Annotated in this window: 24 protein-coding genes and 1 tRNA gene; 7 read left to right on the forward strand and 18 right to left on the reverse strand. The window is 38.4% G+C overall.

The features are described 5' to 3' along the window. The first annotated feature begins 437 nt into the window (after positions 1-437). The gene (locus ACNSN2_RS12980; protein ID WP_418607663.1) at positions 438-1,754 is read left to right on the forward strand and encodes a tyrosine-type recombinase/integrase; all 1,317 of its coding nucleotides are present in this window, start codon (positions 438-440) and stop codon (positions 1,752-1,754) included. Between the two features lie 54 nt (positions 1,755-1,808). Here the strand turns inward: ACNSN2_RS12980 and ACNSN2_RS12985 are convergent, their stop codons facing one another. The 5 genes from ACNSN2_RS12985 to ACNSN2_RS13005 form a co-directional block, all read right to left on the reverse strand. Further along, entirely contained in the window at positions 1,809-1,976 is a 168-nt protein-coding gene (locus ACNSN2_RS12985; RefSeq protein ID WP_164835547.1) for a hypothetical protein, read from the reverse strand. 8 nt (positions 1,977-1,984) lie between these two features. Continuing rightward, positions 1,985-2,710: a zeta toxin family protein gene (locus ACNSN2_RS12990; protein ID WP_138571285.1), complete on the reverse strand. Its 726-nt coding sequence runs from the start codon at positions 2,708-2,710 to the stop codon at positions 1,985-1,987. 8 nt (positions 2,711-2,718) lie between these two features. Then, entirely contained in the window at positions 2,719-3,066 is a 348-nt protein-coding gene (locus ACNSN2_RS12995) for a hypothetical protein (RefSeq protein WP_138571284.1), read from the reverse strand. Positions 3,067-3,307: 241 nt separating this feature from the next. After that, positions 3,308-4,174, reverse strand: coding sequence for a hypothetical protein (locus ACNSN2_RS13000; RefSeq protein ID WP_138571283.1), 867 nt, complete (start codon positions 4,172-4,174; stop codon positions 3,308-3,310). Next, the gene (locus ACNSN2_RS13005; protein WP_138571282.1) at positions 4,174-4,401 is read right to left on the reverse strand and encodes a helix-turn-helix transcriptional regulator; all 228 of its coding nucleotides are present in this window, start codon (positions 4,399-4,401) and stop codon (positions 4,174-4,176) included. Before ACNSN2_RS13005 ends, ACNSN2_RS13000 begins: the two co-directional genes overlap by 1 nt. A 257-nt stretch (positions 4,402-4,658) precedes the next feature. On the opposite strand from ACNSN2_RS13005, the gene ACNSN2_RS13010 reads away from it, so the two are divergent. Beyond that, on the forward strand, positions 4,659-5,720 hold the full coding sequence (locus tag ACNSN2_RS13010; protein WP_138571281.1) for a DUF6765 family protein: 1,062 nt from the start codon (positions 4,659-4,661) through the stop codon (positions 5,718-5,720). 188 nt (positions 5,721-5,908) lie between these two features. Here ACNSN2_RS13010 and ACNSN2_RS13015 read toward each other — a convergent pair whose 3' ends face one another. Beyond that, a complete protein-coding gene (locus tag ACNSN2_RS13015) occupies positions 5,909-6,118 on the reverse strand; it encodes a hypothetical protein (RefSeq protein WP_138571280.1) in 210 nt (69 codons plus the stop codon). Positions 6,119-6,176: 58 nt separating this feature from the next. On the opposite strand from ACNSN2_RS13015, the gene ACNSN2_RS13020 reads away from it, so the two are divergent. Continuing rightward, on the forward strand, positions 6,177-6,440 hold the full coding sequence (locus ACNSN2_RS13020) for a helix-turn-helix domain-containing protein (protein WP_138571279.1): 264 nt from the start codon (positions 6,177-6,179) through the stop codon (positions 6,438-6,440). Positions 6,441-6,469: 29 nt separating this feature from the next. Here ACNSN2_RS13020 and ACNSN2_RS13025 read toward each other — a convergent pair whose 3' ends face one another. Next, positions 6,470-7,297 carry a hypothetical protein gene (locus tag ACNSN2_RS13025; protein ID WP_138571278.1) on the reverse strand — a complete coding sequence of 276 codons (828 nt, stop codon included), beginning with the start codon at positions 7,295-7,297 and terminating at the stop codon, positions 6,470-6,472. A 499-nt stretch (positions 7,298-7,796) separates the two neighbouring features. On the opposite strand from ACNSN2_RS13025, the gene ACNSN2_RS13030 reads away from it, so the two are divergent. Further along, the gene (locus tag ACNSN2_RS13030; protein ID WP_138571277.1) at positions 7,797-8,018 is read left to right on the forward strand and encodes a hypothetical protein; all 222 of its coding nucleotides are present in this window, start codon (positions 7,797-7,799) and stop codon (positions 8,016-8,018) included. Beyond that, the gene (locus ACNSN2_RS13035) at positions 8,011-8,892 is read left to right on the forward strand and encodes a site-specific integrase (protein ID WP_138571276.1); all 882 of its coding nucleotides are present in this window, start codon (positions 8,011-8,013) and stop codon (positions 8,890-8,892) included. The genes ACNSN2_RS13030 and ACNSN2_RS13035 overlap by 8 nt, the downstream gene beginning before the upstream one ends. 149 nt (positions 8,893-9,041) lie before the next feature. Here ACNSN2_RS13035 and ACNSN2_RS13040 read toward each other — a convergent pair whose 3' ends face one another. The 4 genes from ACNSN2_RS13040 to ACNSN2_RS13055 all read right to left on the reverse strand — a co-directional run bounded on the left by ACNSN2_RS13040 (position 9,042) and on the right by ACNSN2_RS13055 (position 14,355). After that, a complete protein-coding gene (locus ACNSN2_RS13040; RefSeq protein ID WP_138571275.1) occupies positions 9,042-12,905 on the reverse strand; it encodes a DUF4365 domain-containing protein in 3,864 nt (1,287 codons plus the stop codon). Positions 12,906-13,207: 302 nt separating this feature from the next. Beyond that, positions 13,208-13,284 (reverse strand) — tRNA-Ile (locus ACNSN2_RS13045). Positions 13,285-13,561: 277 nt separating this feature from the next. Continuing rightward, positions 13,562-13,720, reverse strand: a complete 159-nt coding sequence (locus tag ACNSN2_RS13050; RefSeq protein WP_008466367.1) for a YqaE/Pmp3 family membrane protein — start codon at positions 13,718-13,720, stop codon at positions 13,562-13,564. A gap of 65 nt (positions 13,721-13,785) precedes the next feature. Then, a complete protein-coding gene (locus ACNSN2_RS13055; RefSeq protein ID WP_008466365.1) occupies positions 13,786-14,355 on the reverse strand; it encodes a BON domain-containing protein in 570 nt (189 codons plus the stop codon). Between the two features lie 314 nt (positions 14,356-14,669). Between ACNSN2_RS13055 and ACNSN2_RS13060 the strand changes: the two genes are divergently transcribed. Continuing rightward, the gene (locus ACNSN2_RS13060; RefSeq protein WP_008466362.1) at positions 14,670-15,335 is read left to right on the forward strand and encodes a DUF1707 SHOCT-like domain-containing protein; all 666 of its coding nucleotides are present in this window, start codon (positions 14,670-14,672) and stop codon (positions 15,333-15,335) included. Positions 15,336-15,381: 46 nt separating this feature from the next. Here ACNSN2_RS13060 and ACNSN2_RS13065 read toward each other — a convergent pair whose 3' ends face one another. Continuing rightward, positions 15,382-15,798, reverse strand: coding sequence for a VOC family protein (locus ACNSN2_RS13065; RefSeq protein WP_138606581.1), 417 nt, complete (start codon positions 15,796-15,798; stop codon positions 15,382-15,384). 236 nt (positions 15,799-16,034) lie between these two features. On the opposite strand from ACNSN2_RS13065, the gene suhB reads away from it, so the two are divergent. Beyond that, positions 16,035-16,838: an inositol-1-monophosphatase gene (gene suhB, locus ACNSN2_RS13070; protein WP_054202669.1), complete on the forward strand. Its 804-nt coding sequence runs from the start codon at positions 16,035-16,037 to the stop codon at positions 16,836-16,838. A gap of 49 nt (positions 16,839-16,887) precedes the next feature. On the opposite strand, the gene ACNSN2_RS13075 is transcribed toward suhB, so the two are convergent. The 6 genes from ACNSN2_RS13075 to queA all read right to left on the reverse strand — a co-directional run bounded on the left by ACNSN2_RS13075 (position 16,888) and on the right by queA (position 24,304). Next, positions 16,888-18,675, reverse strand: coding sequence for a GGDEF domain-containing protein (locus tag ACNSN2_RS13075; protein WP_418607669.1), 1,788 nt, complete (start codon positions 18,673-18,675; stop codon positions 16,888-16,890). Between the two features lie 132 nt (positions 18,676-18,807). Then, positions 18,808-19,755 (reverse strand): protein translocase subunit SecF, encoded by a 948-nt coding sequence (gene secF / locus ACNSN2_RS13080; RefSeq protein ID WP_008466355.1) that lies wholly within the window; start codon positions 19,753-19,755, stop codon positions 18,808-18,810. 9 nt (positions 19,756-19,764) lie between these two features. Continuing rightward, on the reverse strand, positions 19,765-21,624 hold the full coding sequence (secD, locus tag ACNSN2_RS13085) for a protein translocase subunit SecD (RefSeq protein WP_010391748.1): 1,860 nt from the start codon (positions 21,622-21,624) through the stop codon (positions 19,765-19,767). Between the two features lie 19 nt (positions 21,625-21,643). After that, positions 21,644-21,979 carry a preprotein translocase subunit YajC gene (gene yajC, locus ACNSN2_RS13090; protein WP_010391747.1) on the reverse strand — a complete coding sequence of 112 codons (336 nt, stop codon included), beginning with the start codon at positions 21,977-21,979 and terminating at the stop codon, positions 21,644-21,646. Positions 21,980-22,005: 26 nt separating this feature from the next. Beyond that, on the reverse strand, positions 22,006-23,133 hold the full coding sequence (tgt, locus tag ACNSN2_RS13095) for a tRNA guanosine(34) transglycosylase Tgt (RefSeq protein WP_054202633.1): 1,128 nt from the start codon (positions 23,131-23,133) through the stop codon (positions 22,006-22,008). 139 nt (positions 23,134-23,272) lie between these two features. Next, positions 23,273-24,304: a tRNA preQ1(34) S-adenosylmethionine ribosyltransferase-isomerase QueA gene (gene queA, locus ACNSN2_RS13100; RefSeq protein WP_418607673.1), complete on the reverse strand. Its 1,032-nt coding sequence runs from the start codon at positions 24,302-24,304 to the stop codon at positions 23,273-23,275. Positions 24,305-25,091 lie beyond the last annotated feature (787 nt).

Below are 25,091 nucleotides of genomic sequence, written 5' to 3' on the forward strand. Positions count from 1 at the left end.
ATATACCGCACACAATTAACAGTAGCGACATTAAAGGGCATAAAGTAAAGATTTTTATAATAAAACCCCATAACACTTTAATAGTAGATTCAACTGTGTTTATTGCAATGTATTCAATAGAATTAATAAAAAAATCAGTGTACTGGTGAAAATACGATAGAAATAACAAAAGCGAATTTTATAAACTAGGAAAATGAGTTTTTATTTACTTGGAAAGCTTTGAAAAGTGGTGGCCCCTCCCAGACTCGAACTGGGGACCTAACGATTATGAGTTGCAAAACAAGGACTTACTACGAGTTACTTTTTGATAAAACTATTTACTAATTTTCATAGCTATATCATAGGGTTATTGAATAAACCCTACCTCTGATGCATAAATCATTATGTATTTCAGAACGTTAAATTTTACGTTCAAAGTAGCACAGAGGTAGCACCATATGTCAGACACAAAATTTCGCTTCACAGAATTGTCGCTTGAAAAGATAGAATCAAACGGTAAACGCACTCGTTATTATGACAATCTATTGTCAGGACTCATTTTAGATGTGAGCGTAGCTGGTAAAAAATCATTTAGAGTTTATAAAAAGATACCAGGGCGAGACACCCCGGTTAATGTCACCCTTGGTTACTTTCCATCAATTACACTTGATGATGCAAGGCGAATGGCTAAAAAAGTAATGGCAGATATCGCAGAGGGTATAAACCCTAACGACCTTAAGCGCCAATTTAGAGCCGCTTCTATTACCCTGAAAGAAGCCTTTGATTCATACATCGAATCTAGAGATCTAAAGCCTATAACCGAAAGGGGGTATCAACAAAAAATAGATTGCTACCTATCAGATTGGCATAACAAACGCCTAGCCGATATAAATCAAACAATGATTTTAAAGCGCCAACGAGAAATAACCTCTAGAAGCCCTGCTCAGGCAAATTATACCATGCGCCTAATGCGTGCTTTATTTAACTTTGCTAAAGCTGAATACAAGTCTTCAGAAGGTCGCTCATTATTTCCAGAAAACCCTGTAGATACACTTTCTGAAAAACGAAGCTGGAATAATGTAAAGCGTAAAACAACAAGACTGCGTCGTTCACAACTAAAACCATTCATAGACGCATTATATGAAGTAAGAAATGAAGCTGCTAAATACCGTCAAAATAGTCGTGTCGGTTTTTGTGATTATCTGGAGTTTTTAACCTTTTCAGGCCTGAGAAGGTCTGAGCTACTGCAACTCCCATGGTCACAAGTACACCTTGAAGATAGGATATTCATTTTAGAGGATACAAAAAATGGCTTGGACGTTGAGTTTCCTATTACAGATCGATTAGCTGAGATATTTAATCGACGAAAAGAATACAAAGTATCTGACTATGTGTTTGGCACAAACTGTAAAAAGGGGTACCTAACTGATCCTAAAAAAACGTTGAAACATGTATGCCAAATTGCAGGAGTAAAAATCACTTCGCATGATTTACGCAGAACATTTACATCTATGGCTGAGAGTAGCGGTGTATCAGGGTACCTCCTAAAACGCCTTCTAAACCATATTACAGATAAAAGTGATGTAACTGCTGGCTATTTAATTTTAACCGCTGAGGAGCTTAAAGAGCCAGCAGAAAAAGTAACAGAAACAATAGCCAAATATGCAGGTTTGATTGAAGAAAAACCTGATGATCAAATGAGTGAAATGAAAAGTCTCTTAGCAGGCTTAACTAAGGAACAGAAAGTTGAGTTGATGAGCACTTTGTTAAGTTGATATTTATAAATTTCTTCTAAATCAAAAAAGTCCCTATACGGGACTTTTTATTAATTATCGTTGACCTACAGGTGCTTTGTTTACTACCTGTACTTGAGAGGAAATTGCTCGCTCAATAACTTGATTATAAACTCGCTTTTTCTCACTTGAACTTGAGTCAAGTACAAAGTCTGAAAGCTTAGAATTTTGAGCTTGCTTTGGCTTTATTAAATTTGAAAACATAGGTACTCCTAAAGCTCGTTTTTTGAGCTGAATGGCGATTCTATCAGGCTCTGTAGATCTTCTCTAGTGAATTTTTCATCTAAATGATGCTCAATAGCCTGAACGTTATCATGATAAAAACGTGTTCGACCCTTATTATTCTTAACCAATAAATCTACTTTAATTTGACTTCCAAACTTTAATTTAAGTTCCTTGATAACATTTTGTGATGCAAAAAATTGATCTATAAAAGTATTTGGTAAAATCCTACGCCCTTCTAACTTCTCTCTGGCTTCAACAAATTCCCATGCATACTCTGGCTTTTGGTACACAAACAAAATAAGCACTTTTCGACCTTTACGAATAGAACGCTCAATATTTTTTTCTGCAACATCATAACTTGCCAAGGTACCATCTAACAAAAATGACTGCTTGTTTTTAAAAGCATGATCAAGTGTTCTCTCAACTATAAAAGATACAGCACGATGAAATAAATAAGAATTATCACCTGTATAACCTGGTATTAGTTCTCTTAACTCATCTGGATCAAGCCTGAGTACATTATCAGCACCAATTTCTTCTAAAAAAGCTTTTGAAGCTTCCGTTTTTCCTGCGCCAGGCGAACCTGCCATAAAAACAGAAACCGGCCTGTTATCGGGAGGAAACCGATCTTTATCTGTTAACTCGCGAGCTATACGAGTCCTATTATTTTTAGCATAGGCAATTGCCTGTCGCTCTAATTCTTCTGGTGTCATATGAAGCCTTATGATTCTCTATTCATTATGTCACTTAAGTGCCTATTAGCAAGTGATTCAAATTCTGAATATACCCTATGAGTTTGGGCAGCCTCTTCTCGTTTTTCAATTGGTGCATTAGCTCTTTGCCTTTTGTCGAAGAAGTCATCAGGGAGAGCGATTCGGGCAAGGTCTTCAATTCGCTTCTTTGGCTTAAAATTATGCTTTGTGCTTGCAGAAGAGAGTGCAAACTTCAAAGTTCTATTTTTATCAATGATAAGATAAAGAGTCATCCCCACAGCCTTGTATAACTGAAGGTCTTTGATGTAAGGCAGGTTCTTCATGTACTTTTCGTACTTATAAGTTTTGTTATTCACAGTTAAGTGTCCTTAATAATAAGATTTTTGGATATTGAGAATTTAAGGTATTAAGTAGGGAGCTAGAGGCCTTGATAATAAAGGGCTGCATTGGTGGTACTGTCCTTCAGTGACAAACTTTTGCACGCCAGTGACAAACATTTGGTTCTCAGTGACATAAAACTGTTCGCCAGTGACAAACTTTTGTCCGCCAATGACATTACTAGAAACTACTTATACATAATTTTTAAGCAGCCATACGCTAGCCATCTCTCCCGCGAAGTAGGTAGTTGTTAGGCGGAATGACGATACCTTTATCCTTTTTATCTAAACGGATGCCAGAGTGAGGATGGCATTCAAGAATGAAGTCTAAAGCGCACAAAAATCGCCGTTTGAACCTACTCAGAGCAAGCCTGTCTAGGTAGGGAAAAACATCTTTGTGGAGGGTTCCCCAAGGGACAAAAACAATTTTTTCACGTCCATAACCTCGTCGTATGAGATACAAGTAGAGATCATGGGCGAGGACTATGTCTTTAGCTCGAGCAAGTTGAAGGAACCTTAAATCAATGGGAATAATGCTTTTATCATCAGCTATCAGCGCCTTAAAGCTGTTCGAGGGGGTATAGAGAACCTGTTTATATTTAGCATTGAAATAGCCAATACCATACTCATCGTTGATCAAATTATCCGCCTCAGCGAAAAATCCCCTTCTTCGCATTTTATCTTTTGATTTATTAGTCGGGACAACTGTAAATGTCGTATCAAATACTCTTTCGAGAGAGAGTAAAAAATTAGCGTATGTGCCACCTGATATGCTGTCTTGTCCTGTTATTTGCTGAAATAGCTCACTTACAGATTTGGCTATGACGTATGAGGGAAGCTCTGGCCTTCTACTGACTTGTGTTGTTAGGTGAGCAATGATCAACCTTGCATAGTGACCATGAGGCAAAATTTGAGGACTGCTCAACATTACAGTTTTGTATTTGCCAAAGCCTTTGACAGTCGATTGCTCAAGCTTTTTAAGGGGCAAAATACATGGATCAATCAAAAAGGCTGGGTATGAACCAAAAGTTCGCTCTTCGATAGGACAGTTGGTGATTATTTCTTTGCTGTTTAGTGTGAAGGCCATTAGTAATATACCTCCCCACTACGAATTAAAGGCTGCGTTTCAATCCAGTGGTGGAACTCTGATATAGGAAAGAGTGTTTTACCACCTTGCTTGATATAAGGAGGCAGTGAGTGACGCGCTTTTGCTTGCCTGTTCTCACTTAGCTTATTGTATAAGGTTTGCTTAGAGCAGCATAAAGCTTCTGCAACTTCATCTGCTGTATAAAATTGAGGTTTGATTTTCGGCATAAAGCACTCCGATTAATTACCATTTAGTTTGAGTGCTTACTATTATTCACATAAATCTTTTTTATTCTCAGAAAAACCCCCCTGACTTTTTATGGGTTTTTTATAAGTATAAAAAACATCAAAGCATTTAACATAACCAAAAAAGAGAAAGTAAAAGCAAAACAGCATATCTGCTATGGCAGTTCTTAATTAACCTTTGAGATAATTTGTGTTTTACTGGAAAGGTGGATAAAAAAACAACAAATAAGGATTGTAAAATGCAAATTGATTTACACCACGGTATGACATGGGTTATAGCAAGAGCTGCTGGATTTTCGGTAGAAGAAGCTACTATTATTGCTCACGCATCTCAATATGTGGATGATGCAACAAACTATGGTCATATAGAGTTCAGTAACGGCGCTGCGTATGAACGTATAGCTACAGCTCATAAAATGTTGGATTATAAAAACCTAGACAGCTTGAAGAATATGAAAGTCTGGGTACCATTCCATTTTCTTCCTGGTAACGGTGGCCTACCTGCTGGTCAAAACCCATCTGGAACATTCATTAAAAAGCTGGTGTGTAAACCTGGTTCTTATATTTCTAAAGATATGATTGATGAATGTATTGCAGAAAAAAATCGACCTTATGGTTTACATCGATTAGGAATTACCTCTCATGTTTTTATTGATACTTGGGGGCATCAAGGCTTTGCAGGAGTCAATCATGATGTTAATAAAGTTGAAAATATTTTAGATCGAAATGGGCACCCAGAGCTTGAGCTTACGGAACGAATTTCAGGTTTCTTTTCTGATATTTTTCAAGATGATATACCTAGCCTAGGCCATGGCCAAGCACTTTCTAATCCAGATCTTCCCCATCAAGAGTGGAGCTATACCAATGGGTTAGGGGAAGAGGTAGTGAGAAATAATACTGTAGACTTCTTAATAGCTGCAAATGAGTTATGTAAAGCCTATCAAAGATACTTAGATATTGAAGAACATGGACTACCTGAGGAGTTAAAACTTGAGATATCTAAGTGTTTTATAGAGTTTGATATGAACGAAGGCGAAACTCGCCACAAGCTTTGGCTAGAAGCAATTGAAAACGATAGATTCAACTTAGGTGCATATACCCTTGATTATATAGCTAAAGGAGAAGGTTCATGGAAACATCAAGCTTTAGGGACCACTCTAGCTAATGGTGATGAAGACAAATATGAATTCACTGCCGACTTCATGACATCAAACTGGAAGTATTTTCATGATGCAGCAAAAAAGCATAAATTAACAATTATCGATGATATTTTACCTCAATACGGGATTTGTGTAGGTTAATCTAGAAGCTTTGGGTAGCTTAGGGGCAAAACCTACTACCCTTAATTAACTAATTATATAAAAGATAAATGCTACTAAAGGGATGAATGGCCTCACTTCAACTTTTTGAGTAAATCTAAAAGTAGTATTAAATTACTCCTTAAAATTAGGCATGCCTAATTTTGAACACTACCTTATTCTTTAAGTGATTAGTAATAGGTGTCGTAAAGTTCACCACGTGATTGTGCATCTTCAGCTTCTTCACGCGACATAAATTCACCATCAGCGATAATATTGCCCATACCATCATTCAATTTATCTACTTGCTCGTTTTCTTTCGACGACTGCTCATCACTTGTAAATATACTTACCAGCAAGTAGATAGCCCCGACTAATACACACACAAATGTTTCAAGCATATTCATTCCTCTCCAAATTCAAATTACCCACGAAAGCAAAAACTAAGAATAATAAATAATGAAAACTAATGACGAGTCACCATTTCCAAAGCGCTTAAAAGAGGCAAGAAAAACCAAAGGACTATCACAAAAACAGTTAGGAATTTTAGCTGGAATGGATGAGTTTTCTGCATCAGCAAGAATGAACCAATACGAAAAAGGAGTACATGCCCCAGACTTTAAAACAGTAAAAGCACTTGCTGATATTTTAGAGGTGCCTACTGCGTATCTATATTGTATCGAAGATAAATTAGCATTGGTTATTTTAGAGTCTAGCTCTTAAGGCAGCCGACTCTAATAATTGAAATATAATTATTTATCAGACTTGGTTAGGATAGCTAATGGCGCACTACAATGATGCTTAAGTTGCTTATCAGCACCCTTATCTAAATCATATCTTGGTGAACAAGCCAAATGTTTCCCCTTTTCATCAAAAATAACACTTTCTGTATTAGTGACAAAAATAAACTCTTTCTTACCCGTGTAAACGATTCTACCTTGTAAGTAATTACCATAAGCATCAATATAAACTGTACACCCCGAGACCTTACTATATTCTTCTTTTTTTACTTCTTTAAAAGACCCACAAACACCATCCCCTATTAACTTAGCGCCATAAGACTGACCAGCCGAAAAGAATATTGATAAAATACCCCAAACAACCCACAGCAAGGTGGATATAGATATCATATAAATGATCAACCCTATAAATGCGAAAAAAGGATATGCGAACAATTTTTTTAAGCCACCAGGAATTTTTTTAAGCCAATTGAACACCCTACTTGGCTTATTTTTATTCTTTTTTGATAGTTTGTGCTCAAAAAATAAATACCAATAGAGAGCAACAATAAGACAAAGTACAGAAATACTTTCCCAACCCATTTTGAAAAACTTCGCTACCTCGTCCATCCAGTTCTCGTGCATAGTACGGATAGCAAACATAGTCATATGTGTAGTTTCTTGATTACTTAATTCAACATTGGAATTGCCTAATCCTATAACCTCTATAACTCCCTTCAAAAAGCTATAACCTGCATAATGATTAATAGCAGCAATTGCACCGCCTAAAATAGCTAAGATTGACAGTTTGGTCGCAATTCTCTCTATTGTTTCGCTTTTTCTTTTAGTCTCTTCAGTCATTCAATATTCCTTGTAATTGAAACTAATAATTATCATGCTTAAAAGTGTGAATGAAGTAATAAATCACTTTTAAGTTAATTAATTAAACCATTTCAAAATGAGGCATCATGAGCAATTGCCTCCTCTTTTCTGGGCTTCGCCCATATCCCGCTATGTAGAAGCCTAAAATAGGCTTGCACATAGCGGGATATGGGCTCTGGAGCATCTTATACGCAATTTTTTATTTGCAGATTGAAATTTAAATTAAAGCTGCTAATCTAAATATTAATCAAGCCCTTCGGGCAAGAAAAAAACAGGCGCTTTTCTGCTGCCTTCAACACGTTGTTACATTCTCTGTAACCCCCACTTTAGAAGCTTTTAGCTTCATCATAAAACCAAGTCTTTTGATTTTTAGGCGCGATCAGTCCGAGCCTTACGCATGCGTAAAACAGGGGCGAATAGGCGTTAGCCGCTGAGCTTAATCAGCCAGTTTTTCTTACAACCACACCGGAGAATAACTATGACCTTTAATGCTAAAGCAGAAGCACTGCGCCTAAAAAATGAGAAAAAATTGATCAGTAAAAAACGATTTAAGCCATCCAAGCTCGATAAACATAAACTACGACTTCTGGCTCTTTACGAAGAAGATACGAATATAGCTAACCTACAAAGATGGCTCTTGCGTAAAGGAGTGAGAGCACATTGGACAACTGTAAAACGTTGGGTACAAAAGAATGGCTAAGTTCGCAAAACCAGAAACGCAAGCGGAGAAGCTAGCTAAAAACTTATATAAGCACAAAATTATTAAATCTCTAGGAACTGCTCGAAGCTATAAAACTGCGCTGATAAAAATAGCTCGGTGGTCAAAGGATATTGGCATTAATGGTGTGCAAGGCATGAGTATTCAAGATGCTTATAAATATCTTGATTACCGCAATGAGTTTGCAGGCCAAAAAACGCTGGATATGGAACGGCAAGCAATTCAAGCTATGTTTAAACTCAATGGTAAACTAGCCCCTAAAGAAACACTGACTGTAATAAAGTCTGAAAAGGAGATAATCGAAAAGTCTCGCGCCTATACTTCAGCCCAAGCTCATGCAATCAGTGAACATCAAACTAGAAAATATAATTTATCTACACAAATAGCCTACGCAGCAGGATTAAGAGCCCATGAGCTATTAACTATAGCCAGAGTATCAGAGCGAAAAGCTGATAGCCGTCCAGCGTTAAACAGTAAATGGCTTGGTCGAGAAGGTAGTATTTATACAGTGAAAGGCAAAGGCGGCCTAATTCGTGATGTACTAATACCGAATGCATTAGCTACACAGTTAGAACAAAGGCGCTTAGCGCAGCCTGTAACAGTTCGTGATAGGGAAATTAACTATTTGCAACGCTACGATCTTGGCGGTGGCCATAAATGGTCGTGCTCATTCTCTAAAGCATCTAGTCGCACACTCTTTTTTTCTAATGGCGGTCATGGACTTAGACACAGCTATGCACAAGAGAGAATGAATGAATTAAAAAACTTAGGCTTAAGTAGGGCAACAGCTCTCGAAACTGTGTCGCAAGAGCTAGGACATTTCAGGGCTGAAATTACTGAGGTGTATTTGAGATAGGCAATTACACAAAATTAGCTACAACCTCTAATTAACTGATAGACCTCAAAGCATAATTAGTATCAGCCTTGCTTTAGCAATTTCGTAAGCTATTGCTAACTATTCAAATAAAGGTCACTCCAATCCACCTACCTTTATCTAGAACCATATTAGTTTAAGTGCATTAAGCTATCGTTAAAAGAAGCCTGCTTAAATAAACTTGTGAATGATTCCGATTCCTGAGTCATTGGAACGAAGCAATTCATAATTGCTATCAATGCCCTTTCCCTTACTTCTTTCTCAAGTACGAGAAGCTCTTGAATTATCGGAGTTATTAACTCTTGAAATGTGTTTAATTGCCCATTAACTTTTATTGCTAATGCTTCATATTCTAGCCAGTATTCAAAGTGTTGCTCACTTCTATATATCACTGACTTGCTATCAGCTGCAGTATGAAAGCATTTATATATGAACCAAACAGAAATCAAACCCATTTCAGTTTTAATAGGGTGCCTAATTAAAAACCCCTTAAAAAGGCTATATAACACATCAACATTAATACTTCTTCTCAATTCAACTTGATTCAGCATCTTGAAAAGCAAATCTCGACAGCTCTTTCTATTCCTATTGACCTCAAATAGTTTATCGAAGATAGATTTAAATTTTGTTTGAGTATAGTCAGTTACATTATCAGCATCTAAATAGTGAATAAAGAGATCTATAAGTAGGTCCATTCGCATGTTTGGTTCATATAAGCCCATATCACAAGCCTTTGCTACTAAATCGTATTTATCACTATTATTAATGAGCTTTGCTGCGAAAATATGTTCGATAACATTAAAGGTGTTAGCAAACTTTGCAATTTCACAATTTAATTTAATATAGTGTGATAGATACAAATCGTCAGTGATAAGCAGTGAACGGTTAGATAACATCACTTCCGTATAGAGAGCTATTGAATCTGTTTCTTTAACACTAGCTTCTAGCAAAATTAATTTATCTAGATGCTTCTGAATCGCTAGCTGAATTCGCTTTGCTAGTAAGTTGTTTATTTCTCCATAGGCATAAGCAGTTTGATTAATATTATTAAATACTGTTCTTAATAAGCTGAATCCTGAAATATTCTCGAGAAATAGATCAAGTATCTCTAGCTCTGCAAGTATTAATAAAGAAGTCTCTTCTAAAATAAAAATTATTTCGTTAGAGTTAAATGCTTCAGTAAAGCTCTCGGCCTTAGCTTGTGGCGCTTGCTTGATCCTAAACTCAATAAATTCATCAGGGTAATTGAGTGAGTAACTCCAAGAGGTAAAGATATTACCTGTATTACTTAAGAAGTCATGCCGCATACTAAAAGGTACCGGCAATGAATCATTTCTTATCGCCCGCTTATTTTTTTCCCACTGCTCCACTTGCTCGTCAGTTATCCCTACAATTTCATTAATTGATTTTATAATTGAACTTGGCCCATCGTCAGGATTAATTAAGCCTTTCTTAAGAACCCTAGAATTGGGAAAGCGTTCTGTATATTTCGTAAGACGCTTTTGAAAATCTTTAACTCTATCATTAACCCCTCCATCACTCGGCATTCTTAGAAACAAAGATAGAAACTGACCTTCTTCTTCACAGTCATTTTGATCAACTAACTCTCCATATTTGTCTATTGCTCGTTCTAATTGAGTTAAGTAATTTTCATTGCCAGAATAAATGTTGATAAGAAGCTTGAGAAAATAAATCTTCTCACCTCTTTTTATACTGTTGCTATAAAGCTCACGTAGAACTTCAACGACATCCTCAAGTAAACCTAAAGACAGACATAAATTTATATAGGAGATTTGAGTAGCTCGTGAGACTCCAGGCTCTTCTAAAGTATCTTTCAATGTCTTATAGGCCTCTCCCACGTGACCTTGATGGTTCAATGATGCAGAAAGAATGAGCTTGCACTGCGCAACACTTATGCCTTTTTGAATATTTTCCCTCGCAATTTCTTCAGCCTTTTTCCATTGTTGCGTTGTCAAAAAAGCCTGAGCTAAATGCAGATAATCATTTTTTCTTAGCTCTCTTTGCTTCATCAAATTTTCACCTAACTCTATGACCTTTTCTGCTGATCTTTTGATGTAGGGATCTAGTTGCCCAAATAACTGTTCAGCAATAGATGTTGGCTTTCCTAATTCAAAATAAGTTTTATATAGCTCTTCAGAGTATTCAGTTTTACGATCTGGGTAAGTATTACAGGATGTTATAAATTTGTGTATTGCAAGATAAGAGTCACCACCTTCAGCTTCTTTCACAATATTTTTATATTTTTCAGCAAATTCTGGCTCAAATAACTCGTTAGCTATTTCCATAGCGACACAAAAAAGCAATGCGGGATTCGGAGTTGTATTTTCCAAAAGCTTTTTTTCTGACTCTTTAACAATTTTTAAAGCTTCTGGCTTTTTCCCTAAGTTGTAATAGGAGAGCATTAACATTCCGCAATCCTCGGAATTTAGCTGTTCTAGCCTTTGTAGTAATTTTATTGCGGAGTTGTAGTCTTCAGTATTGAAAAGGATCTTGGTATACGGACGGATAATTTCTTGGTTCTCAGGACGAGAAGAAAGGATAGATTCAATATCGTCTTTTAAGAGTGGAAGGGCATCAAAATACCCATAAATTAATACGCTTATATCTAGCAGTACTATAATGTCAGATGGATATCCTAAAATTTTTGCTAAGCTCCAGGCTTTTTTGGTGAAGTCAAATGACTGCTCCATCAACGCAAGGTCATAAGATCGTTTACCTTGCATAGGTAGTACTTCCCCTGCCACCTCGTTACCTGTAGCCTTATAGAAGTAATACCTAGCCGCAAGGCTGTTAAATATATATGCTTCTCTATCACTGAATGAGCTAGGGTCAGAATGTTCACTAATCAAAATTTCTAACTTATCACCCATTCCCGAGATAGTTGAAACAACCATTTGACCAATAATTCTTTCTGGGTGGTTGTCTTCAAGTATTTTAATTGCTTCTTCAGGCCTATCTAAGATTGATAAACATTTAGCTTTAACTAAACACTTTTGGTAGCTGGTTTCATCTAATTCTTCAATTAGTTTCTCAAGTTCAGCTTGAGGCGGAAGCGGATCCTTGCGAAACTTGCAATCAAGATAACCTAAGTGGTAGCGCTCTTTTTTATCTTTATTAAATGCCAAAAGGTATTCGCTTTCAGCCTCATTTAAAAGGCCATTTAATGATAGGATGTTGGCCTTTTGATAGTGATACTCAGCATACTCATTTTGGGTAAACTGCTCTTCTTTATTAAAGAGGTTTGTAAGAACTTTATTGGCAGTCTCTAGGTTGTTTGATTGGACGTACTCTGAACAACGTTTTAGCTCACAGGCTATTGTACCTTCAGGGTTTGTTAGCCAAGGAGCATCGCTTTGCTCCGCTAAACTTTCTAGCAGTTTTGGTTTCTGATGTACCGCACTAGAGATTATTTCAATTCCATCTATTACTGTTCTATTTTGTTGTTGTATACCTTTTTTCAGTTTATCTACGGCAAACTTCTCATCTAACCTCTTGGAATAAAAGTCATATATATTCAAAGACTGATCTAGTAATTGGTTAGTGGGGATCTTTAGAGAGATCGTTTGTTGAGTCTGGAGTTTACCTTTATTTTCCTCGAACCAGTCTTCATCAAGCCAGCAATAATAAATTGGACACTTCCACAGCTCATTTTCATTTCCTTGTAAGTCAACTACTGCCACCATTACAAGAGGCTCTTGTTGATGATAATACTGAAGTGTTTTCACTTTGAAATCATAAGAAACACATGTATTAGTTGAGCTGTATCTAGGTGAAGCAGTACCTTTCAATTGTAGGTAAAAACTAAATGAAACTAAGCTCTCCTCAGATTTTAGCTGAATCAGATAATCTATACCAAAATCAGAATCTCCATCGAGCTCTTTTTCAATCCATGACTTAGGTAACTTATTACCAAGAGCTCTTCCAGCCAAGCGTCCAATCTCTTGGCTGTTTCCTTCCGTTGGTAAGTTTTTCATTTAATTTCCAATTCATCTGTTAAGCAACAATATTTAGCTATTATGTAAACAGTAAATAATACAAGTCAACCTATTGCCGCTAAGCGATAAGAACAACTTTGAGGTTTTGCCAGATCCATCCTACTTCCTTGGTGTATTTTAGCGGTGTTTGTGATGGTCCCTTCAGTGATCACCTAATAAGCTAAGAAGTTATAACTAGATCAGAGCGAATTATTATAATTACTTTGCTATTCTAAAAGTAGCACAGAGGTAGCACAGAGTAATTTCGGTTAGTAGGTATTTACTTGGAAAGCTTGTAAAAGTGGTGGCCCCTCCCAGACTCGAACTGGGGACCTAACGATTATGAGTCGTGTGCTCTAACCAACTGAGCTAAGGGGCCATCTTTGTATAACTGTAAGCAGTTAATTTTTGAAGCGTTTAGCCACAGAGCGACTAAAGCGGGTTGCAGTATAAAAAGTTTTTAGGGGCTTGTCACTAGCAAAAAGCTTTATTTTAACAATCAAAGGGCTAACTGCTCAAATAGTAAGCTTTTAGATTTATTGATGATGACTTCGAAGAAACGAACTCATTAAATAATAGTAGTCTGAGTAACTAATACACATACCTTACGATGGCAATTAGCAACTCAGTATTAAATGTATTACTGCGATATGGTGTTATTTTTTGGCGATAATATAAATCGCATGAATTAATCCTGGGAAATAGCCGAGCAAGGTTAGCAGAATATTTAACCAAAAGTGCATCCCTAGCCCCACCTGTAAAAATACACCCAGTGGTGGTAATAAAATAGAAAAAATAATCCTGATAATATCCATAATTTAACCCTTCTAACGTTAGCAAAGCAAAAAGCCCAGCAAGGCTGGGCTTTTAGTATAGTGTATTATTCTGCAATAACAGTTAATTCATCAACTACTTTGCGAACATCTTCAGCGTTCTTAGCAATTTCCATCGCTAATTGCTTTTCAGCATCAGACTCAACTGAACCTTTAAGAGTTACTACACCATTATCGGTATCAACATCAATGTCTGTACCACCTACTTCAGAATCAAATAAGTATCGCGTTGTGATGACTGTTGTGATTTTGGCATCGGTTAAATCACTTTCGGTATCGTTACCCATCATTTTAGAATCATGCTTCTTCATGTCGGTGTTTTTTACCACAGTTAGACTGTTTTCAACATCAGTTACACCATCTAGGCTCAGCACGAGTTCTTCAGCAAGTTCTTTATCTACATCGCTGTTTACTTTACCTGTCAGCATTACCTTGCCGTTTTTTACGTCCGTGTTGATATCAAAGTTGTTTAGATTGGTGTTCATCAGCAGTACTGTTTCTGCCTTTCCATCAATCCAAGCATCTTTGCTTTCGTTTTCCCAGCTGCTTGCTTGAGCGCCCATTGCGGTTGTTCCTAATACTAGGGCTGCAATCATAGACTTATTAAATGTTTTCATAATCGTTCTCCTTTTGATTAAAGACACTTGAACTAATGCGAACATCGGGCCAACTATTTTTATACTTAAATTTCAATGACTTAAATTAAAACTACCGATACTGACTTAAACCTACGAAGTAAACATTTACAGACCATTGCGTAAAACTTTCTCGAATAGCGAAACTTACTAAATAATTGTATATTTGGTTAATCTGTCGTTAATATAATAAAGGATGAAAAAACAAAAAAACATAAATTAATGATTTTAAATGAATTATTATTTGGTATAAGGCTTGCTTTGAACTAGCCAGCAACCTTAAAAGGATAATTTAAATGTCTGTTAAAATTGAAGACCGCCCTATCGAGCAAGTTCGTGAGCAAGTAATTGATCAACTCATTTATAATTACAGCCATGGTGTCATTTCTGTAGAAGCATTTGAGAGGCGCTTAGACGATGCAATGGCAGCGAGTGACAATAGCGCGCTTATGGCCCTTGTTGAAGATTTAACCTTAAATACTGACCAGCAATATAAGGCACAAAAGCACTCGCAGTTTGCACCTAATTATAGTGCGCAGCATGAGACTGATGAAGAGCCACTTACATTAAGAAGCATTCTTGGTTCAAGTGAACGAAGCGGCCAATGGGTGGTGCCTCAAAACATTTATATAGAAAACTACATGGGGTCAATCAATCTTGATTTTACGGATGCTATTTTTACCCACCAACATGTCACTATTCACGTTAATTGTTACTTTGGCAGCGAAGAAATATATGTACCTGAGCACGTTAATGTAGTTTCTAAAATGTTTTGTATTTTAGGCAGTTTTGAAAATAAAACAGTTTCACTCAATAAACGCCAAGGGCCAACGATTCAAATTGAAGGAAAAACTGTTTTAGGCTCTGTGGAAGTTAAAGTTAAGCGCACTATTAAAGAAAAATTTATTAGCTTTGCAAATGATCTAAAAACTCAACTTGGTATGAATGGTAAACATTATTAAATATGCTAAACATTTGATGAAGCCAAAATAGTTGGCTTCATTCATATTATAAGTCGTTATTTCGCTCACTAGGTACATCACTCATATACTCTACAAACTCAACCTCAAACCCTGCGGGATCAATATAATAAATGTTCTTTCTAAATGGATTTACAGCGCCTTGCTTACTTATTGCAAAGCCCGCATGCTTTAAGCGCGCTATTACTTCATTTAAGTTATTGGTTACATAGGCAAAGTGTGCCAAGCCAATTTGATGCCCTGATAAGTCACGATTTTTCCCTTCACCGTGATCGCTTATAGCAATATATTGATCGTTATCACCAAAATGTACCCAGCGCCTTGCTTTACCATACCAGGTTCCTTCTCCCTCACTTCTAATTGACCAATAGGGAAATGCTGCTTGGTAAAACTTAAGCATGGCGTTTATATCACTGACAACTAAATTTACGTGTTCTAATTTCATAATTTTCTTCCTGTTAATTGAATATAGAACATCATAAAACCTCAAGTTCACTTTAGGTAAAGCGCTAATTTACAAATTTATTGCTTGTTTTTATTTCGATAAATATATCGAAAGATCATACCTGTACAAAAAACACTCACAAGTATTTAGGCTTTATGGTTTACTTTATGGCAAAAACCGCTAAAATACGCCGGCTTAAATATATAAACGTTCTTTTACAACCCAAAGGTAATACCATGCATCCAATGTTAAACATTGCGGTTCGCGCTGCGCGTAACGCAGGCAAACTTATTCTTCGTGCAAGTGAAGACTTATCAAAAGTTGAAGTGCAACAAAAAGGCACCAACGATTTAGTTACTAACATTGATAAAGAAGCCGAAGCCGTAATTCGTGACACTATTTTACGTTCTTACCCTGATCACTGCATCGTTGGTGAAGAGTTAGGCGAACACAAAGGTAAGGATGCTGATTACCAATGGATTGTTGACCCACTTGATGGCACAACTAACTTCATCAAGGGTATCCCTCATTTCGCAGTATCTATTGCACTTAAAGTTAAAGGTCGTTTAGACCAAGCAGTAATTTACGATCCAATTCGTGGCGAGCTTTTCACTGCTTCTCGCGGTCAAGGCGCACAGTTAAACAGCAAACGTTTACGTGTATCTAAAACTGTTGAACTTGCTGGTTCAGTTCTTGCTACAGGCTTTCCTTTCAAACAAAAACATCACTTAGATGCATACTCTGAAGCGTTTAAAGCGTTATTTGTTCACACGGCTGATATTCGCCGTGCAGGCTCTGCTTCGCTAGATATGGCGTATGTTGCAGCGGGTCGTGTTGATGGCTTCTTTGAAATTGGTTTAAAACCTTGGGATACAGCAGCAGGCGAGCTATTAGTTAAAGAAGCTGGCGGCATGATTGTTGATTTTGCTGGCGGTAATAACTACAACGTGAGCGGTAACGTAATCTGTGGTGCACCTAAGCTAACACAGGCAATTGTTCGCGAAATGCGCCCAGTATTATCTGAGTCGTTATTACGTTAATCGTAATTACGTACTAAAAAAGGAGCCTAGGCTCCTTTTTTGCTTTTTGTTAGCCACTTTTTTTACTATTGGATAAACGTACAATAGCAGGAGCCGGCCTTCTTCGATTACATATAAATAAGTAGCTGTGACGATAACGTTTTGCTTCTTTTTTAGCATCTGTCGCTAATGCCGCTACTTGATGGCTATTTTTACACTGCAGCAGGTCCGGCTCAACTAAACCTATCGATAATGTAAGTAAAGGTACAAACTGCTTTTCGCCCTCTCGATTAGTTGCCCAATACCCTTTTCCAGCAATATGCTCTGGCGTAAAAAATACGCGTGACTGCAATTCAAATTGCGTGATAATAGTATTACAAATCTCCACCGCATCTTTTTTTTCAAACACCACCATAAAGTCATCACCGCCAATATGCCCGACAAAGTTAGCGCTGTGCGCACACGCTTTTACAGTAACATCGGCCAGAAGTTTTATTACGCTGTCACCACTGGCATAGCCATACAAATCGTTAAATTGTTTAAAGTGATTTAAATCGATATAGGCTAGTGAAAATGGCTGTTTATGTTGCAGACGCTGCTCTATTACCTCACTAATTGCCACATTACCCGGTAACATGGTCAAAGGGTTAGCATGTTGAGCGTGGCGGATTTTTTCTGCTGTAATGTGCTTTAGTATGTCTCTGAGCGGTGCCAAGCCTAAATATTTATTGTTGCAGGTGATAACAATATGGCGACGAATATCAAAGTCTTGCTCTGTTATTTGCTGGGAGACAATATCAAGCATTTGATTTTCATCAACCACTAAAGGTTGTTTATCCATTAGCTCAGTGACTTCACATTTATCATAAAGTGCATGCCCATAAGGCGCGGCAAACACTTCTGTTAGCTGATCTTTGTGTAACAGCCCTATTGGCTGCTGACTGCTATTTAATACCGGTAAGCTGATTATGCTTTTGTCTTGCTCAAAAAGTGCATGAGCTTCTTTACAACGCGTATGACTGCTAATAGCAGGCTGAGCAACAGCAAGCACACCTATTGCCATTGATTGTTCAAACTTTGAGGCGGCTTGGGTCGAAGTGAGCGATTGTAACTGTTTACAGTTGTAGTCATAACTTGGCTGTTGACTCGGTCTTTCTAACAAGAACCCTTGAACATGACTTATGCCTATACTTTTAACTAAATCTAGCTCTTCGGAACGTTCAATTCCCTCTGCAATCACCGCTGTATTTGTTGCCCGTGCTAACACCATAATTGATTTTAGAAATTCTTTTTTAACTTCGCTTTGATCGCAATGATCAATAAAGTAACGATCAATTTTTACAATATCTGGGCATAACTGCGACCATTGCTTTAGTCCTGAATAACCTGCACCGAGATCGTCAATAGCAATCGTAAAGCCTAGCTCTCGATAATGAGCGATGGTTTTTAACAGTAAAAAGCCATCATCTACTTTTTCTTGTTCAGTTACTTCAATCACCACTCGATTGGCAGCAAGACCAAACTGTTCAATTAAATGTAAGGTTTCGCCTTTAGGGTGGCTCGGATCGAGTAGAATTTTTGGGCTGACATTTAAAAATAACTTCCCTTGCAGACTGAGTTTTACAAAATTTTCAATGGCGCGAGAACGGCATAAAAGCTCAAGCTCTGAAATCAATTGGTATTTATGAGCTGCTTCGAATAGCTTATTTGGCATGGCTAACGGACCATTTTTAGGGCCACGGCTAAGCGCTTCATACCCAATAATAGATTGCTTAGCTATATCGAAAATAGGTTGGAACAAGGTTGTTATTGCTCCTTGTTGTAAAATTGATTCTAAGACTTGTCGTTGCTCAGTCACTACTAGCTCAAATAAAAATTTAATAAGAGCAATAAAATACCAACTGAGTATGACTATTATGTGACTTATATAGGAGGCAATAAAAAACCGCTCACTAGGAGCGGTTTTGTTTTAAGAATAATTTAATCTCAATTAAGGCATTGGATCTAAATCAGCGCCTTCTTTTTCAATCACTTCTGGTATTAAATCTTCTTTACTTACGCCCATGGCAATAGCCACCGAGCTGGCAACGTAAACTGAAGAGTAAGTACCAATAAACACACCAAATAGTAGTGCAGTAGCAAAGCCATGAATGGTTTGGCCGCCCCATACAAATAACGCAATCAATACTAAAATAGTAGTGATTGAGGTTACTAAGGTACGGTTAAGTGTTTGCGTAAGCGAGATATCAATAATTTCAATCGTGTCGTCAATACGCACTTTGCGGAAGTTTTCACGAATACGGTCTGATACAACAATGGTATCGTTTAGTGAGTAACCTATCACGGCAAGTATTGCTGCCAAAATAGTTAAGTCAAACTCTAAACCTAGCACCGAGAATAAACCAATCGTAATGATTACATCGTGTAAAAGCGCGCCAACTGCGCCCACAGCAAAACGCCATTCAAAGCGAAACGCCACATAAATTAAGATACAAATAAGTGCAGTTAACATGGCAAGGCCACCCTGCTCTTTTAAGTCTTCACCTACGCTTGGGCCTACAAACTCAATGCGGCGCATTACTACGCTATCATCGGCTTGTTTAAGTGCAGCAATCACTTGGTTACCAATTACTTCTGCTTTTACATCATCACCGCGAGGGGCTAAACGGACCAGTATTTCTTGGCTTGAGCCAAAAAGCTGTACCGATGCATCAGCAAAGTCGTTTTCAGCCAGTACATTACGTACTTTTTTCAGATCCGCAGGTTGCGAAAAACCCACCTCAACTGCTGTACCGCCGGTAAAATCTAAACCGAAATTTAAGCCTTTAACAAAAAGTGACGCCAGCGACGCTATAATTAATAACGTAGAAAAGCCCATTGCCACTTTTCGAAGAGACATGAAACGAAGGGTTTTTCCGCCCAATCTTAAAATTTGCATGTCTGCTCCTTAAATTGAAAGTTTATCAACACGTTTGCCACCAATAAATAGGTTGATCACCGCACGGGTACCTATAATTGCTGTAAACATAGAGGTTAAAATACCAATTGCTAGGGTTACCGCAAAACCTGCAACAGGACCGGTACCAACAGCAAACAAGATAATCGCCGCAATTAATGTGGTGATATTGGCATCAAAAATAGTACTAAAGGCGCTATCGTAACCAAAATGAACCGCTTGTTGAGGGCTGCGGCCATCGGCTAGCTCTTCACGAATACGTTCAAATATAAGTACGTTCGCATCAACTGCCATACCAACAGTCAGTACAATACCAGCTATACCCGGTAGGGTAAGCGTTGCACCAGGAATTAATGACATAACACCAATGATAAGTACTAAGTTGGCAGCCAGTGCAATATTCGCAACAAGGCCAAAACCTTTGTAGTAAATAAGCATAAAGGCCAGTACAAACGCAAAGCCAAGAGCTACAGCGGTCATACCTGCTTCAATGTTTTCTTGACCTAGGCTTGGCCCAACCGTACGTTCTTCTACAATTTGAATAGGCGCAACCAGTGCACCCGCGCGAAGTAGTAAACTTAAGTTATGTGCTTCAGCTGGGTTATCAATACCGGTAATGCGGAATGAACGGTCAAGACGCGCTTGAATGGTTGCTACGTTAATAACTTCTTCCACTTTAATTGGCGGAAGTGCTTTACCGTCACTGTCTTTTTTACCTGATGGCTTGTATTCAATAAACACGGTAGCCATACGTTTACCGATAGCACGCTTGGTAAAGGCATTCATTTTTGCCCCACCTTTACTATCGAGTTTAATGCTTACTTGTGGACGCTGGTACTCATCTGCACCTGACTGCGCGCCAGTAATATGGCTGCCTTCAAGAATAATGCGTTTTTTTAGCACCACAGGATAACCATCACGGCTCATGATCATTTCAGTACCCGGTGGGATACGACCTTGAGCAGCGGCGCTTATGTCAGCATTTTCGTCAACTTCACGAAACTCAAGCGTTGCCGTAGCACCTAAAATTTCTTTAGCGCGAGCGGTATCTTGAATCCCTGGTAATTGCACAATAATACGTTCAGCACCTTGACGCTGTACGTTTGGCTCTGCAACCCCAATTTGGTTGATACGGTTACGAATAATAGTTTCGTTTTGCTTGATAGCATAGTCACGAATTTCTTTTAGCTTTAGCTCACTCATAGTGGCAAAGAATGCGTTATCGTTACTGCTATCATCAATGTAAACGTTTAATGGGTAACGGCTTTCTAAAAAGCGCTCTGCAGCGTCTTTATCTTCTTCGTTACGCATTTCTACACGCATGCGCTCAGAACCAGCTACACGGCGCACACTACGATAACGTAGTTTTTCTTCACGCAGGTCGCTACGGAAATCTTGCTCCATTTGCTCTAACTGATTATCCACCGCAGTGACCATATCGATTTCCATGGTGAAATGTACACCACCACTTAAATCTAGGCCTAACTTCATAGGATTACCGCCCAGCGACTTTAACCAAGCCGGTTGTGCAGGAGCCATATTAATAGCTGAGATATAATCGTTACTTAGCGAGTTACGCAGTAAGTCTTGTGCTTTTAGTTGGTCTTCAACATTTTTAAAACGAACAAGAATTTGCCCATCTTCGAGCTTTGTCGATTTAGCACTTACGTTATCTTTTTTGAGGATTGCGTTTACTTTGTCTACAACACTGAGGTCAACATCTGTGCCTTTAGCGCCAGAAACCTGTATGGCCGGATCGCGGCCATACAGGTTTGGTGAAGCATATAAAAGGCCAATGGCTAACACAGCTAAAACAAGTAAATACTTCCAAATTGGAAACTTGTTTAACACGGGGCCGTCCTTATTATTTTTATAGCGACTTCATTGTGCCTTTAGGCAATACAGCAGATACTGCTGATTTTTGTACTGTTACTTCTGCTTGCTCATTTAATGAGATCACGATGAAGTCTTTATCTTCAGCAATTTTTACGATTTTACCCACTAAACCACCTTGGGTTAGCACTTCATCGCCTTTTGCCATCGCGCTCATTAAGCTTTTATGCTCTTTTACGCGCTTTGCTTGCGGGCGGTAAATTAAAAAGTAAAAAACCAAACCAAAAATCGCTAACATAATTAGCATTTCCATACCGCCGCCTGCTGCAGGTGCACCAGCGCTTGCATGCGCGTTTGAAATAAATAAACTCATAATACTTCCTCTTTAATTTTTAAATTTTAATTTGTTGTATCAGCTAGCTCTGGCACTTCTTGGCCTCGGCGAGCGTAAAAATCGTGGACAAATGTCTCTAGTTGACCTTCGCTAATAGCATTACGCAAACCTTCCATAACACGTTGATAGTATCGTAAGTTATGGATAGTGTTTAGTCGTGCACCCAAAATTTCGTTACATTTGTCTAAATGATGCAAGTAGGCGCGCGAATAATTTTTACAGGTATGGCAATCACACTCTGGATCAAGTGGACCTGTATCTGTTTTATGCACTGCGTTACGGATTTTAATGGTACCCGTTGTAATAAATAAGTGACCGTTGCGTGCATTACGCGTTGGCATTACACAGTCAAACATATCAATACCACGACGAACCGACTCAACTAAGTCTTCTGGCTTGCCTACACCCATTAAATAACGTGGTTTGTTTTCTGGCATTTTATAAGCACAATGATCAAGAATATTAATCATTTCATTTTTAGGTTCACCAACCGATAAACCACCAAGCGCATAGCCATCAAAACCAATCTCTTCAAGGCCCGCTTGTGATTGTGCACGAAGCTCAGGATACATACCGCCTTGAATAATACCAAACAATGCTGACGGGTTGTCGCCATGCCCTTCTTTTGAGCGCTTAGCCCAACGAAGAGAAAGCTCCATAGAGTCTTTGGCTTCTTTTTCAGTGGCAGGATATGGCGTACATTCGTCAAATATCATCACGATATCTGAGCCAAGATCACGCTGCACTTCCATTGATTTCTCTGGCGACATCATAATTTGATCACCATTAACTGGCGATTGGAACATTACGCCTTCTTCAGTGATTTTACGCATTGCGCCAAGGCTAAATACTTGGAAACCGCCTGAGTCAGTAAGAATTGGGAAGTCCCAGTTCATAAAATCGTGTAAATCACCATGCTGTTTGATGATTTCAGTACCTGGACGCAACATTAAGTGAAATGTATTGCCTAAACAGATTTGTGCACCCGTTGCTTTAACTTCATCAGGTGTCATGCCTTTAACCGTGCCATAAGTGCCTACAGGCATAAACGCTGGTGTTTCTATTACACCTCGGTCAAAAATTAAGCGACCGCGGCGTGCTTTGCCATCGGTGCAGTCTAATTCAAATTTCATAATATCCTCTGTGTCGGAAAAACAGTCCAACAAGCTATAATTTAACCGCTCGATTCTACCCTTTTTACCACCCTATTACTATTAGCAGTGATAAATTCACTGTGCTTAGGAGTAAAATAAAAACCGATAACGCTGTAAATTATTTACGGGTCAAAAACATCGCATCGCCATAGCTAAAAAAGCGATACTGTTGTTCAATCGCAGTATTGTAAGCACCCATAATATTGTCTTGCCCTGCAAAGGCACTGACCAGCATAATTAGAGTTGATTCAGGTAAATGGAAGTTGGTGACCATGGCATCAACAACGTTAAATTGATAACTTGGAAAAATAAAGATATCGGTATCACCAAAGTAAGTATCTAACTTGCCGCCATGTATTTTTGCTGCCGACTCTAGTGAGCGAACTGAAGTTGTACCTACCGCAATCACACGCCCGCCTTTGGCTTTAGTGCTTGCAACCGCATCCACCACAGCTTGCGGCACTTCAATATATTCAGAGTGCATGATGTGCTCATCAACACTTTCTACCCTAACCGGCTGGAATGTACCTGCGCCAACATGCAAGGTAACAAAGGCCATTTGTACGCCTTTATTTTTAAGTGCAGCCATGAGTTTATCATCAAAATGAAGGCCTGCTGTTGGTGCTGCAACGGCGCCTGGCTTTTCGCCATATACTGTTTGGTATCGCTCTCGGTCCGCTTCATTATCTGGGCGATCAATGTAAGGAGGAAGCGGCATATGGCCAACATCATTTAAAATGTCGAGCACATTTTCACTGCGGTCAAACTCAAGCTCAAATAACGTATCGTGGCGTGCCACCATAATGGCTTTTGCTTTGCCCTCTAAAATGAGTACATTGCCCGGTTTTGGCGATTTACTAGCACGAATGTGCGCAAGAACCCGGTGCTCGTCTAATACACGCTCTACCAGCACTTCAACTTTACCGCCAGATTCTTTTTGACCAAACATACGCGCAGGTATTACTTTGGTGTTGTTAAAAACCAATAAGTCGTTTTCGTTAACCAGTTCGAGAATGTCACTAAATATTTTATGCTCAACAGCACCGCTCGGCCCATCTAAGCTCAATAAACGGCTACTGGTTCTGTCTGCTTTAGGAAAACGAGCAATTAATTCATCAGGTAAGTCAAAGCTAAAATCAGCTACGCGCATTGTTAGAATTCCACATCATTTAAAATCGCGCCAAGTGTATACCCAAACCACCTCAAAATGCGAGTTTCAGTTGGAATTAAAAGCGATTTAGGCAAGGCATTGATTGCAAATAATAGTGGTTCTATTATTAATATCAATAACGCAGTATAAATCGCTTTTAAGCCAACCCGTGGGCGTTTCACAGGGGCATACTCTCATCGTTGCTACTTCTTGAAAGGGACTACCATTACTGCAAAGTATCGCCTTGATATTAAGCCCCTGTGAAGCGCTGAATTCTGCATTTTGAGGTGGTTTGGGTATATTTAAACCACCTCAAAATGCGAGTGTCGTTGGAATTAAAAGCGATTTAGGCAAGGCATTGATTGCAAATAATAGTGGTTCTATTATTAATATCAATAACGCAGTATAAATCGCTTTTAAGCCAACCCGTGGGCGTTTCACAGGGGCATACTCTCATCGTTGCTACTTCTTGAAAGGGACTACCATTACTGCAAAGTATCGCCTTGATATTAAGCCCCTGTGAAGCGCTGAATTCTGCATTTTGAGGTGGTTTGGGTATTTAACTATTAGTAACGAAGCTCAAGATAACCCCTATATTCTCCCTAATCACTATTACTATTGAAGCTCAAAATATCCCTTATATTCTCCCTAATCACTATTACTAATGAAGCTCAAAATATCCCTTATATTCTCCCTAATTGGCCACTAATGAACTACATTTAAAATAGCGGTTAAATACGCTTGTTCTTATGGCTAAATATCATTACTCTTACAGTTTTATGATCTG

Origin of the sequence: Pseudoalteromonas sp. US3C1013 (assembly GCF_048401115.1) — a bacterium.
Classification (GTDB): Bacteria; Pseudomonadota; Gammaproteobacteria; order Enterobacterales; family Alteromonadaceae; genus Pseudoalteromonas; species Pseudoalteromonas undina.

Excerpts from the sequence above, each read along its gene's own strand:
- ACNSN2_RS13030 (WP_138571277.1), top strand. The coding sequence starts at position 7,797 with ATGACCTTTAATGCTAAAGCAGAAGCACTGCGCCTAAAAAATGAGAAA.
- ACNSN2_RS13010 (WP_138571281.1), top strand. The coding sequence starts at position 4,659 with ATGCAAATTGATTTACACCACGGTATGACATGGGTTATAGCAAGAGCT.
- ACNSN2_RS13065 (WP_138606581.1), bottom strand. The coding sequence starts at position 15,798 with ATGAAATTAGAACACGTAAATTTAGTTGTCAGTGATATAAACGCCATG.
- ACNSN2_RS12980 (WP_418607663.1), top strand. The coding sequence starts at position 438 with ATGTCAGACACAAAATTTCGCTTCACAGAATTGTCGCTTGAAAAGATA.
- ACNSN2_RS13005 (WP_138571282.1), bottom strand. The coding sequence starts at position 4,401 with ATGCCGAAAATCAAACCTCAATTTTATACAGCAGATGAAGTTGCAGAA.
- ACNSN2_RS12985 (WP_164835547.1), bottom strand. The coding sequence starts at position 1,976 with ATGTTTTCAAATTTAATAAAGCCAAAGCAAGCTCAAAATTCTAAGCTT.
- ACNSN2_RS13060 (WP_008466362.1), top strand. The coding sequence starts at position 14,670 with ATGTCTGTTAAAATTGAAGACCGCCCTATCGAGCAAGTTCGTGAGCAA.
- suhB (WP_054202669.1), top strand. The coding sequence starts at position 16,035 with ATGCATCCAATGTTAAACATTGCGGTTCGCGCTGCGCGTAACGCAGGC.
- secF (WP_008466355.1), bottom strand. The coding sequence starts at position 19,755 with ATGCAAATTTTAAGATTGGGCGGAAAAACCCTTCGTTTCATGTCTCTT.
- ACNSN2_RS13020 (WP_138571279.1), top strand. The coding sequence starts at position 6,177 with ATGAAAACTAATGACGAGTCACCATTTCCAAAGCGCTTAAAAGAGGCA.
- ACNSN2_RS12990 (WP_138571285.1), bottom strand. The coding sequence starts at position 2,710 with ATGACACCAGAAGAATTAGAGCGACAGGCAATTGCCTATGCTAAAAAT.
- ACNSN2_RS13050 (WP_008466367.1), bottom strand. The coding sequence starts at position 13,720 with ATGGATATTATCAGGATTATTTTTTCTATTTTATTACCACCACTGGGT.
- tgt (WP_054202633.1), bottom strand. The coding sequence starts at position 23,133 with ATGAAATTTGAATTAGACTGCACCGATGGCAAAGCACGCCGCGGTCGC.
- ACNSN2_RS13040 (WP_138571275.1), bottom strand. The coding sequence starts at position 12,905 with ATGAAAAACTTACCAACGGAAGGAAACAGCCAAGAGATTGGACGCTTG.
- ACNSN2_RS13000 (WP_138571283.1), bottom strand. The coding sequence starts at position 4,174 with ATGGCCTTCACACTAAACAGCAAAGAAATAATCACCAACTGTCCTATC.
- queA (WP_418607673.1), bottom strand. The coding sequence starts at position 24,304 with ATGCGCGTAGCTGATTTTAGCTTTGACTTACCTGATGAATTAATTGCT.
- ACNSN2_RS13055 (WP_008466365.1), bottom strand. The coding sequence starts at position 14,355 with ATGAAAACATTTAATAAGTCTATGATTGCAGCCCTAGTATTAGGAACA.
- yajC (WP_010391747.1), bottom strand. The coding sequence starts at position 21,979 with ATGAGTTTATTTATTTCAAACGCGCATGCAAGCGCTGGTGCACCTGCA.
- ACNSN2_RS13015 (WP_138571280.1), bottom strand. The coding sequence starts at position 6,118 with ATGCTTGAAACATTTGTGTGTGTATTAGTCGGGGCTATCTACTTGCTG.
- ACNSN2_RS13025 (WP_138571278.1), bottom strand. The coding sequence starts at position 7,297 with ATGACTGAAGAGACTAAAAGAAAAAGCGAAACAATAGAGAGAATTGCG.
- ACNSN2_RS13035 (WP_138571276.1), top strand. The coding sequence starts at position 8,011 with ATGGCTAAGTTCGCAAAACCAGAAACGCAAGCGGAGAAGCTAGCTAAA.